We start from the raw sequence: 11,954 nt of genomic DNA on the forward strand, positions 1-11,954 counted from the left end.
ATCACATGAACTAAAAACTGTTTGTTTACAGACAGCTTATTAATTTTAAAAAACTGGTTCATCTGTTTTAGATTGAGCCGGTTTTCTTTTTCTATATCATTCAAAGGAGGAATTTACTATGTCAAAGTACGCAGGAACAAAAACTGAAAAGAATCTGATGGACGCATTTTCCGGCGAGTCTCAGGCTAGAAATAAGTATACCTATTATGCCTCTGCCGCTAAAAAGGCCGGATACGAGCAGTTAGCTGCTTTATACCTGGAAACTGCTGATCAGGAAAAGGAACATGCTAAAATGTGGTTCAAGGAATTCCACGGCATTGGCTCTTCAGAGGAGAATCTGGTGGATGCCGCTGCAGGAGAGAATTACGAGTGGACTGATATGTATGCCCGTATGGCCAGAGAAGCCCGCGAGGAAGGCTTTGAGGAGCTGGCAATTAAGTTTGAATTAGTTGCCAAAGTAGAAGCTGCACATGAAAGACGTTCTCAGAAGCTTTTAGAGAACCTGAAAAAAGACGGCACATTTAAGGGCGACGCTCCTTTAGGCTGGAAATGCCGCAACTGCGGATATATCCATGAAGGCGACGAGGCTCCTGAGGTATGTCCATGCTGCAACCATCCAAAAGCTTATTTTGAAAGAAAATGTGAAAACTATTAATTTCTAAAAAAGGCTGTCTCTAAATCCACAAAAAGTCAGCCCGCTGCTTATCTGCTTATCATGCATACACAGATACCAGAGGGCTGACTGATGATTTAAAGGCAGTCTTTTTTGTTATATAATTTTATTCACCAGGGTTCCTATTCCTTCTACTTCACATTCTACCATATCTCCCTCTTTCAGAAATTTGGGAGGGGTAAATCCTAAGCCCACTCCTGAAGGCGTTCCCATAGAAATAATAGTTCCTGGTTTTAATGTCATCCCGGCAGATAATTCGCTGATAACATAGCTGATTCCAAAAATCATCTGGCTGGTATTGCTGTTCTGCCTAATCTCTCCATTTACCCGGGAGCAGATGGCAAGCTTAGGAGGATAAGGCAGGGATTCTCTTGTCACAATCCAAGGTCCCATTGGAGCGCTTCCATCCAGACTTTTTCCGAAATAAAACTGTTTATGTCTGTTCTGAATATCCCTGGCGCTGATATCATTTAAAATGGTATAGCCAAATACACACTCCTCGGCTTCCTCCAGGCTTACGTTGCTGGCCTCTTTTCCAATAATCACCGCCAGCTCCGCCTCATAATCCAGCTGCTTTGTAATCTGGCTGTGGCTGGGAATTCCCTCAAAGCAGGCCACAGCCTGATTTACTCTTTTAGAAAAATAAACGGCGTAGGGCCTCTCCCCATTAAATTCTTCTTTTTTAAACCGGGCCGACTCCTCAGCATGTTCCATATAATTGATTCCCAGACAAATAATATCCTGCTGAGGCCTTTCAATAGGCGCCAGAATTCTAATATCTTCCAGTCTGGCCGCCCCCTGTATAGTATATGGCTCCGGCTGCCTGTCTATTGTGTAATCAATCAGCTGTTTTTCCGACTGTCCCATTCCGCAGACCAGTTCATGCATAGTCTTATAGTCCACGCCCAGGGATTTTAAGGGATATACCCACTCCTCATCTTTACTTAAAGCTCCCAGCAGGATTCTGTCACCTGCCTCATATGTCAATAATTTCATAGCGCCTCCCCATTCCAGCGCTGTCCAAAATTTTCTTGTCTCTATGCAGCGCTTTTTTCTTCAGACTCTTCTTGTTATTGTAGCACAAATTTACTGATACTGCCAGAAAAGTTAGTCCAAATCTGCTTCCTCTGCCCAGGCGCAGGCACATTTAACAGCTCTGTTCCACCCTTTTACCAAAGCGTTTCTTTTTTCATCCTCTATGGAACTTAAAAAAGTTCTGTCTATTTTCCAGTTCTTTTTTATATCCTCTTTTCCCTGCCAGTATCCCACTGCCAATCCGGCCAAATATGCCGCGCCTAAAGCTGTGGTTTCAATACATTCCGGCCTTTCTACCTGTATATTTAAAAGATCAGCCTGAAACTGCATTAAAAAGTTGTTGGCGCTGGCCCCGCCGTCTACCTTCAGCCTGCCTAAAGGAATCCCTGCGTCCATTTCCATAGCCTTAACAAGATCATAAACCTGATATGCCAGGGACTCCACAGTCGCCCGGACAAAATGCTCTTTTTTTGTTCCCCTGGTAATTCCCACAACCATTCCTCTTGCATAAGGATTCCAATAAGGCGCTCCCAGACCTGCAAAAGCGGGAACTACATAAACGCCAGCTGTGTCTTCCACTGAAACACAATATTTTTCTGAAACAGGAGCTGATTTCAGCATACGCATCTCATCCCGCATCCACTGAATTGCCGCCCCCGCCACAAATACGCTGCCCTCTAATGCATACTGCACCTTCCCGTCAATACCTGCGGCGATTGTTGTCAAAAGGCCGTGGTCAGACCGGACGGCCTGTTCACCTGTATTCATTAATGTAAAGCAGCCTGTCCCATATGTATTCTTTACTTCCCCAGGCTGAAAACAGCATTGTCCAAACAAGGCCGACTGCTGGTCTCCCGCCACTCCTGCAATAGGAATGTGACCTCCTAAAATTTCTCTGTCAGTGTATCCAAAAAGACCGCTGGACATTTTCACCTCAGGCAGCATTACTTTAGGTATTTTAAAATAATCCAGGATTTTGTCGTCCCAGTTCAGATTTCTTATATCAAATAACATAGTTCTGGAGGCATTGGTAACATCTGTTGCAAATACCTTTCCTCTAGTGAGATTCCAAATCAGCCATGTATCTACTGTGCCGAAAAGCAGCTGTCCCTTCTCTGCTTTTTCTCTGGCCCCCTCCACATTGTCCAGAATCCAGGCGATTTTACTGCCTGAAAAATAGGCGTCGGGAATCAAACCTGTAACCTCTCTTACATACTCCTCCAGGCCGTCCTTTTTAAGCCCCTTAATTTTGTCCGCAGTCCTTCTGCACTGCCATACAATAGCGTTGTATACTGGACGGCCTGTTTCCTTTTCCCAGACAATTGTTGTTTCTCTTTGATTTGTAATCCCAATTGCTGCAATATCATTGTGGTCCGCCCCTACAGCTCCCATTGCCTCCGTCATTACCCCCAGCTGTGCGGCCCATATTTCCATAGGATTATGCTCCACCCAGCCTGGCTGGGGGTAAATCTGAGTAAACTCCTTTTGCGCCACACTGCATATACTTCCTTTTTTGTCAAACAAAATACACCGTGAACTGGTAGTGCCCTGATCTAAAGCAGCTATATATTTTCCCATCATTTGTCCTTCTCCTTCAAGGTGTTTTCTTCCTTCATCATAGTATATATGAAAACAGGAATCAACCTTTTATCTCATACTTTCCTTAATGGTTTTATATGCCTGAATCAAAGTAGTGGGAACAAGGGCAAATATTACAATAGTAGCCAGCTGTTTTACTGTCAGGTCTGCCACTGAAAAAAGTGTCTGCAGTCCAGGTACAAATAACACGGCTGCCAGAAGAATTACTCCCGCCTCAAAGGCCATAATACTCCACAAATTGCTTTTCAGGCCTAAACGAATAATGGAATGCTGGCTTCGGCAGTTAAATCCGTGGAACAATCTGGCCAAGGTAAGGGTGGAAAAAGCCATAGTGCTGGCGATTGCCTGAGCATTTTCTCCCCCTGTTTTTAATCCTGTATAATAGGCCATCATGGTACAGACTGCAATTAAACCGCCCTGAACTAAAATAGTCATCATAAAGTTTTTCGTTAAAATTCCCTCTGAAGGGTCTCTGGGAGGTTCCTCTAAAAGTCCTTTTTCCGGAGGCTCCATACCTATGGCAATAGCCGGCAGGGAGTCTGTAAGTAAGTTAATAAACAGCAGATGCACAGGAGCGAACGGCACCGGCAGGGCCATAAGGGAAGTATATAAAACGCTGAGAATGCCTGCCATATTTCCTGAAAGCAGAAACTGAATGGCATTTTTAATATTTCTATATACATTTCTTCCGTTTTCCACTGCCTGAATAATAGTTGCAAAATTATCATCCGCCAGAATCATAGAAGCTGCGTCCTTAGATACCTCTGTACCTGTAATACCCATGGCCACTCCAATATCAGCTTTTTTTAAGGCTGGGGCGTCATTGACTCCGTCCCCTGTCATAGCTACGATTTTGCCTCTGTCCTGCCATGCGTTGACAATGCGGATTTTATGTTCCGGTGATACTCTGGCATACACAGAAATCCGATCCAGCTTTTCCTGAAGCTCTCTCTCTGACATAGCGTCCAGCTCCGGCCCTGTGACGGCAATATCTCCCGTCTCCAGGATTCCAATATTTTGGGCAATGGCAGATGCCGTAACCTTGTGATCTCCTGTAATCATAACCGGTTTGATGCCAGCTCTGATGGCATTGGCTACAGCTGTTCTGGACTCTACTCTAGGCGGGTCCATCATGGAAATTAGTCCGATAAAGGTGTAGCCCTGCTCGCTGTCCATATTCAGCTTTTCCCCATCCTCCAGATGGCGGAACGCAAAAGCCAATACTCTTAATCCTTGTTTGGAAAACTCCATATTCTGAGTAAGAATTTTCTGTCTGTCAGACTCTCTCATAGGCCGCGCGCCGTCTGTAGTCATAATATTTACAGCCCTTGGAAGCAGCACGTCTACAGCGCCCTTTGTAAGAAGCGTTGGTTTTCCGTAAATTTTATGTTCTGTACTCATCAGCTTTCTGTCTGAGTCAAAAGGCAGCTCCCCTAGACGAGGCATTTCCTTTCTCATCTCATTTTCATCCACCCCGATTTTATGCCCCAACTCCAAAAGGGCAAACTCTGTAGGATCACCTATCATCTTGCCTTCTGTATACGCGGCGTCATTTGTTAATATTGCAGTGTACAGCAGATACTGAGCCACTGGATTTCTGCTTTTAAAGTCCTTGGCCTTCATTAAATGGCCGTCCAGGTACGCCTGCTGAACTGTCATTTTATTCTGAGTCAGGGTTCCTGTTTTATCAGAACAGATTACAGATACGCAGCCTAAGCTTTCCACTGCCTTTAAATCTTTAATAATAGCGTGCTCTCTTGCCATTTTCTGAGTGCCCATGGCCTGCACAATCGTAACAATGGAGCTGAGAGCTTCCGGTATTGCCGCCACTGCCAAAGCTACTGCAAACATTAAAGAATCCAGAACAGGCATTTTCCTGTAAATACTTAATCCAAAAACTAAAGCGGAAATGGCCATAATCACCATTGCCAGACGGCTGCTGAACTGATCTAAGCTGATTTGAAGGGGAGTTTTCTTTTCTTTTGTTTCATTCATTAAAGCAGCTATTTTTCCTATTTCAGTTTCCATTCCAGTTGCTGTAACTAAAACTACAGCCCTTCCTCCTGTAACCAAAGAGCTGGAAAATACCATGTTCGTCTGATCAGCCAAGGCCACACTAGCCGCGGTAAGAGGTTTCTCCTGTTTGTCTACATTTGTAGACTCTCCAGTCAAAGAGCTTTCGTTTACCTGAAGAGAATAATTCTCTAAAATTCTGCCGTCAGCCACTACCAGATCCCCGGCCTCCAGCAAAAGAATATCTCCAGGCACTACATCCTTAGAATCCAGCTCCGCCTTTTTCCCGTCTCTCATTACTTTTGCCGTGGGGGACGACAAGGCTTTTAAGCTGTCCAGAGATTTCTCCGCCTTTTCATGCTGTACTGTTCCTAAAATAGCGTTGAGAATAATTACGGCAAAAATTACAACAGTGCTTTCTATATTCCCTGATACCATTGAAATCAATGCCGCTGCAATAAGAATAATAACCAGCAGATCTTTAAACTGTTCTAAAAATACTTGAAACGTACTTTTTTTCTTTGATTCCTTTAATACGTTTTTCCCGTATTCTGCCATCCTTTTCTCTGCCTGGCCGGAAGATAATCCTGCAGATGTTACCTCCATCTTTTGCATAGCTTCTTCTCTTGATAACTGAATCCATGTTTTCATCTTATGACGCTCCTCTCTCTATTACATATGGTATGAACTAAAAAAGACTTTTCATGCATGAAAATGTACAAACTTACAATTTGACATTCATGCATGAAAAGTCTCATTACCATCTAGGTATGCCTCACCAGACCACTAGGGCCGCGATTGTTGACAAGGCATTTCAACTACTCCCTTTTCTTATTCAGTTTTGTTTCATGTATTATATGACAGAAGAATAGAAAAATCAATAGGATTTACAAAGATTTAACGAATTCTCTCTGGGAATCCCACTTTTTTCTGAACCTTTCTCAAAGTCTTGGTGGCAAAGTAATTGGCTTTCTCACTGTTATTCTTAATTACTCCGTCAATATAATCTTTATTTTTCGTCAGATCATGGAAACGGTCCTGAAGAGGCTTTAACACGCCCACAACTGATTCTCCAACTGCCAGTTTAAAATCTCCGTATCCTTTTCCCTCAAATTCCTTTTCTGCCTCCGCCGGAGTTTTGCCTGTACATGCACAGTAAATATCAAGCAGGTTCTTAATTCCCGGCTGCTCCTCACTGTAGCGCACACATGCCTCTGAGTCTGTGACAGCTCTTTTAAACTTACGGATAATTGTGTCCGGATCATCCATCAAATAAATGCTGGCATTTACATTTTCATCTGACTTGGACATTTTCTTGGAAGGATCCTGAAGGCTCATAATCTTAGCCCCCACCTTTCCAATGTAGGCCTCGGGAATTGTAAATACGTCTCCGTAAATACTGTTGAATCTCTGGGCAATGTCTCTTGTCAGCTCCAGATGCTGCATCTGGTCTACGCCTACAGGCACTACGTCCGTCTGGTACAGCAGAATATCTGCAGCCATCAGCACCGGGTAGGTAAACAGGCCGGCATTAATATTGTCTGCATGTTTTGCCGCCTTATCTTTAAACTGAGTCATACGGTTTAACTCGCCCATATAAGTAAAGCAGTTTAAAATCCATGCCAGCTCTGCGTGGCCGGACACATGGGACTGATAGTAAATACAATTTTTCTCCGGGTCCAGGCCGGCGGCAATATAAAGAGTTAAAAGAGTTCTGGCCCGCTTTCTCAGCTCTGCCGGGTCCTGGCGCACTGTAATAGAGTGCATGTCCACCACGCTGTAAAAAGTCTCATATTCATCACTGATAGTCACCCAGTTTTTTAAAGCTCCCAGGTAATTTCCAAGAGTCAGATTTCCTGTAGCCTGCATTCCGCTAAATAAGATTTTTTTGTCGTTTAACATATGTTTATTTCCTCCTGTAAACAGGTTTTTTCGCCATGTTTCTATTTTGGTAGATTTTCTTCAAAATGTCAAGAAATATATTCTCCAGGCAATAAGGGTATTCCTTGTAAAAATGATTTCTATGATTTATACTTTAACATATGACATTAGACAGGAGAATAAAATTATGGAAAAAATCACCAGCTTTACTATTAATCATTTAAAACTGCTGCCTGGAGTATATGTATCCAGAAAGGATCCGGCGGGCAGCGCGGTGATCACAACCTTTGATATCCGCATGACCCGCCCTAATGAAGAGCCTGTTATGAATACAGCTGAAATGCATACTATAGAGCACCTGGCTGCCACTTATTTAAGAAATCACCCTGATTTCGGGCCCAAAATTATTTATTTCGGACCTATGGGCTGCCGCACCGGATTTTATCTGCTGTTAAGCGGAGATTATGAATCTAAGGACATTATTCCTCTTCTGACCTCTATGTTCCAGTTTATCCGTGACTTTAAAGGCCAGGTTCCCGGCGCTTCTGCCAGAGACTGCGGCAATTATCTGGACATGAATCTGCCTATGGCCAATTATCTGGCCGACAAATTTTTAGTGCAGGTGCTGGACCACATTGATGATTCCAGACTTTATTATCCAGAAGACTAAACAGAAAAATATAGCACAAAAAAGAAGCAGCGCCAACAGCAATGCTTCTTTTTTGTGCATTTATTAATTAAAGGCCTATGTTTCCAATTACTCGTTTTACATCTTCTACTGACATATTTTTTTCACTCATCAGCCCTAACAGCTCCTGAAGCTCTAAGTTATGCAGCTCTTTTTCACATTCCTTTTTTTCAGCCTTTAGCTTTTCAAGGCCTTCCTCGTATTTGGCCATGGCTTCTGTTATTTCTTCTAACTTTTCCTGCAATTTTTCCCTGCTGGTTTTTCTTGTCCTTGCCATAATAACATGTCCCCTTCTCTTAATCTTCTGATTGCCTAAAATCAGGCCAACCATTTCATAATATTTTATTACGGGGAAGGGGAAGTTATTCCTGTTTTTTCAGAATTATTTTGTATAAGCTGTCAGCCCGTTTTTATCTTGATTTAAGTCTATTACAATAATATTTCCGGTGTGAACCTTATCTTCCAGAATCATTCTGGCTGCCAGTGTTTCCACATGCTTCTGCAGGTAACGTTTTAATGGACGAGCCCCGTAAACAGGATCGTAGCCCTCTTCTGCCACATATTTTCTGGCCTCGTCTGTCAGCTGAATAGACAGCTCCTTGTCTGCCAGACGTTTATTCACATCTTCAATAAGCAGATCAATAATTCCTCCAATGTTGTCTCTTGTTAAAGGCTTAAATAAAATCGTTTCGTCTAAACGGTTTAAAAATTCCGGTCTGAAATGGGCTCTTAAATCGTTCATAACCATCTGCTCTGCTTCCGGCCTGATATTTCCTCCCTCATCAATTCCGTCTAATAAATACTGGGAACCAATATTAGAGGTCATAATTAAAATTGTATTTTTAAAGTCCACGGTTTTGCCTGTGGAATCTGTAATTCGTCCGTCATCCAGAACCTGAAGAAGCACGTTAAATACATCCGGGTGGGCTTTTTCTACCTCGTCAAACAGCACTACAGAGTAAGGCTTTCTCCTGACTGCTTCTGTCAGCTGTCCGCCTTCATCATATCCTACATATCCTGGAGGCGCTCCAATAAGCCTTGATACAGAATGCTTCTCCATGTATTCGCTCATATCAATTCTCACCATATTAGATTCATCGTCAAATAAGGCTTCTGCCAGGGCCTTTGCCAGCTCTGTTTTACCTACGCCTGTAGGTCCTAAAAACAGGAAGGAGCCAATAGGCTTTGTAGGGTCCTTAATTCCCGCCTTAGAGCGGATAATAGCTTCTGTAACCTTTTCAACGCCCTCGTCCTGTCCGATTACCCTTTTGTGAAGCACCTGGTCCAGGTGAAGGGTTTTGCTTCTTTCACTTTCAGTCAGCTTCGCTACAGGAATATTGGTCCATCTGGAAATGATTCTGGCGATTTCATCATCAGTAACGCTTTCATGTACCAGACTAAGATCCTGTTTCTTTACCTTTTCCTCTTCCTCCTGCAGCTCTTTCTGAAGCTGAGGCAGTTTCCCATACTGCAGCTCCGCAGCTTTATTTAAATCATACTGCTGTTTGGCATCCTGAATCTGACGGTTTAACAGCTCAATTTCTTCACGCAGTCTGGAAAGCTTATCTACAGAAGACTTTTCATTTTCCCACTGAGCCTTTTGTGAGGCAAACTTATCGTGAAGCTCCGCCAGCTCCTGCTGGAGTGCAGCCAGTCTTTCCTCGCTTAAATGGTCAGTCTCTTTTTTCAATGCAGCCTCTTCTATTTCCATCTGCATAATCTTTCTGGACAATTCATCCAGCTCAGCAGGCATAGAATCCATTTCTGTTTTTATCAGGGCGCAGGCCTCATCTACCAGGTCAATGGCTTTATCAGGAAGGAAACGGTCTGTAATATACCTGTCTGAAAGTACTGCCGCTGACACTAAAGCTGAGTCTGTAATTTTTACTCCGTGGTAAACCTCATATCTTTCTTTTAAACCTCTGAGAATAGAAATTGTATCCTCTACTGTAGGCTCATCCACCAGCACAGGCTGAAAACGTCTTTCCAGGGCAGCGTCCTTCTCAATATATTTTCTGTATTCATCTAATGTAGTAGCGCCTATACAGTGCAGCTCTCCTCTTGCCAGCATAGGCTTTAACAAGTTGCCGGCGTCCATGGAGCCCTCTGTTTTTCCGGCCCCTACAATAGTGTGAAGCTCGTCGATAAACAGAATAATCTGGCCCTCGCTTTTCTTCACCTCTTCCAGAACGGCTTTTAAACGTTCCTCAAACTCGCCCCTGTATTTGGCGCCTGCCACTAAAGCGCCCATATCCAGGGCAAACAGCTTTCTGTTTTTCAGGCCTTCAGGCACGTCTCCTCTTACAATTCTCTGAGCCAGGCCTTCTACAACCGCCGTTTTACCTACTCCAGGCTCGCCGATAAGCACTGGGTTATTCTTTGTCTTTCTGGAAAGAATTCTAATTACATTTCTGATTTCACTGTCTCGGCCAATGACAGGGTCCAGCTTTTGACCTCTGGCTCTCTCTACCAGATCGCTGCCGTACTTTTCCAAGGTATCATATGTGGCCTCCGGGTTGTCGCTTACTACTCTCTGATTGCCTCTTACAGTAGATAAGGCCTGTAAAAATGTTTCCCTGGTAATGCCGTACTGGCGGAACATTTCTTTTAAGGTTTTATCAGGCTGGCGAAGCATTGACAAAAACAGATGCTCTACAGAGACGTATTCGTCTCCCATTGCCTTGGCCTCGTCTTCTGCGTTAATTAAAACCTTATTCAGATCATTGCTGACATACACCTGACCGCTGCCGCTGACCTTAGGCAGCTTGCTTACCTGCTGCTCTGCCTCATTTAAAAACAGCTCCGGGGATATATTCATTTTAGTAATAAGCTTTAAAATTAAACTATCCTCTACAGTAAGGAGACTGTACAGCAAATGCTCCTGCTCAATCTGCTGATTTCCATGCTCATACGCCAGTTTTTCACAGTTCTGGACTGCTTCTATAGATTTTTGCGTAAATTTATTAATATTCATAACACGAACCTCCTTTCAAGTGGTACGTATAAACTATAATCTTACTTTCTGTTCTATTCGTACTATAACATACCACATATTATTAGCACTGTCAAGAGGTGAGTGCTATTTTTTTATTTTTCTTTGGCAATCTCCAAAAATTCCTTCATAGCCCTTGTAAAATATCTGCCTTTTTTCCAATAAAATGAAATATTTCTGCAGCTGTCATCCCCGGACAGTTTATAATAAATCACTTTATTGTGAAACGGCGCCTTAGAAACCAAGGTATCGCTGATAAAGGATATTCCCATTCCCGAATAAGTAATATTATAAGAGGTCATCTGCTGATCCAGCTCAAATATGATCTCCGGCATAAAATTATGTTTCTCTAGGATGCCCATGGCGCGCTTTCTCGTATCATTTTCAGGCTTCAGCATAATAAAGGGCTGGCCTTTAAATTCCTTTAGCGGCACTGGTTTCACCTTTGCTTCTAAAAATTCTCCGTTTCTTATACTGTCCACTGTCAGCTGATAAGACTTTAATTTGTTATTGACCTTAAAGCTTTCAGGCACTGCCAGCACTAAATGCTCCTCCTTCAGAACGCTGCTTTCAAATATGTTTTCATCCAGCATACAGTTATCCAGCAAAAAGTCAATTTTCCCGCTGTTTAAAAGCTCTTCCAGCTCCCCGGTACTTTCCTCAATCAGCTCAATTTTCACCAAAGGAAATTTTCTGGAGAACCTGCCCATAATGGAAGGCAGCACCCAGGAGGAAAATAAACTGCTGCCTCCAAGTACCAGCTTCCCCGTCTGAAGTCCGCTCCAATCATTAACAAAATTTGTAAATTGATTTTCTATGGACATTATTTTTTCTACAGCATTTATATATTTTTCCCCGCACTCTGTCAGTTTCAGCGGCTTGCTGCTTCTGTCAAATACAGGATATCCTATCCGCTCTTCAATCCGTTTTACAGTGGCGCTTAATGAAGGCTGAGAAATAAACAGCCTTTTGGCTGCTTTAGAAAAGCTTTTCTCCTCATATACAACGTACATGTACTCCATTCCGTAGAACATTTCATCCTCCTTTTCATCTGTTAATTATAACTTTTTATT

General features: G+C 43.0%; 9 protein-coding genes. 2 read left to right on the plus strand and 7 right to left on the minus strand.

Translation table 11 applies throughout. The annotated features are described in order from the left end of the window. The first annotated feature begins 118 nt into the window (after positions 1-118). Positions 119-655, plus strand: coding sequence for a rubrerythrin (gene rbr / locus C1A07_RS07240; protein ID WP_101876517.1), 537 nt, complete (start codon positions 119-121; stop codon positions 653-655). 114 nt (positions 656-769) lie between these two features. On the opposite strand, the gene C1A07_RS07245 is transcribed toward rbr, so the two are convergent. From C1A07_RS07245 to trpS, 4 genes are all read right to left on the minus strand, one after another. Beyond that, entirely contained in the window at positions 770-1,669 is a 900-nt protein-coding gene (locus C1A07_RS07245; RefSeq protein ID WP_101876518.1) for a fumarylacetoacetate hydrolase family protein, read from the minus strand. Between the two features lie 111 nt (positions 1,670-1,780). Continuing rightward, the gene (gene glpK / locus C1A07_RS07250) at positions 1,781-3,286 is read right to left on the minus strand and encodes a glycerol kinase GlpK (protein WP_101878077.1); all 1,506 of its coding nucleotides are present in this window, start codon (positions 3,284-3,286) and stop codon (positions 1,781-1,783) included. Positions 3,287-3,355: 69 nt separating this feature from the next. Further along, positions 3,356-5,971: a cation-translocating P-type ATPase gene (locus C1A07_RS07255; RefSeq protein ID WP_101876519.1), complete on the minus strand. Its 2,616-nt coding sequence runs from the start codon at positions 5,969-5,971 to the stop codon at positions 3,356-3,358. A gap of 246 nt (positions 5,972-6,217) precedes the next feature. Beyond that, positions 6,218-7,222, minus strand: coding sequence for a tryptophan--tRNA ligase (gene trpS, locus C1A07_RS07260; protein WP_101876520.1), 1,005 nt, complete (start codon positions 7,220-7,222; stop codon positions 6,218-6,220). Between the two features lie 166 nt (positions 7,223-7,388). Between trpS and C1A07_RS07265 the strand changes: the two genes are divergently transcribed. Then, positions 7,389-7,871: an S-ribosylhomocysteine lyase gene (locus tag C1A07_RS07265; RefSeq protein WP_101878078.1), complete on the plus strand. Its 483-nt coding sequence runs from the start codon at positions 7,389-7,391 to the stop codon at positions 7,869-7,871. 67 nt (positions 7,872-7,938) lie between these two features. On the opposite strand, the gene C1A07_RS07270 is transcribed toward C1A07_RS07265, so the two are convergent. From C1A07_RS07270 to C1A07_RS07280, 3 genes are all read right to left on the minus strand, one after another. Continuing rightward, positions 7,939-8,166 (minus strand): hypothetical protein, encoded by a 228-nt coding sequence (locus C1A07_RS07270; protein ID WP_145996043.1) that lies wholly within the window; start codon positions 8,164-8,166, stop codon positions 7,939-7,941. 105 nt (positions 8,167-8,271) lie between these two features. Continuing rightward, positions 8,272-10,863 (minus strand): ATP-dependent chaperone ClpB, encoded by a 2,592-nt coding sequence (gene clpB / locus C1A07_RS07275; protein ID WP_101876522.1) that lies wholly within the window; start codon positions 10,861-10,863, stop codon positions 8,272-8,274. Between the two features lie 113 nt (positions 10,864-10,976). After that, a complete protein-coding gene (locus C1A07_RS07280) occupies positions 10,977-11,915 on the minus strand; it encodes a LysR family transcriptional regulator (protein WP_101876523.1) in 939 nt (312 codons plus the stop codon). Positions 11,916-11,954: the final 39 nt, after the last annotated feature.

This window comes from Lachnoclostridium edouardi (assembly GCF_900240245.1).
In the GTDB taxonomy this organism is placed as follows: Bacteria; Bacillota; Clostridia; order Lachnospirales; family Lachnospiraceae; genus Lachnoclostridium_A; species Lachnoclostridium_A edouardi.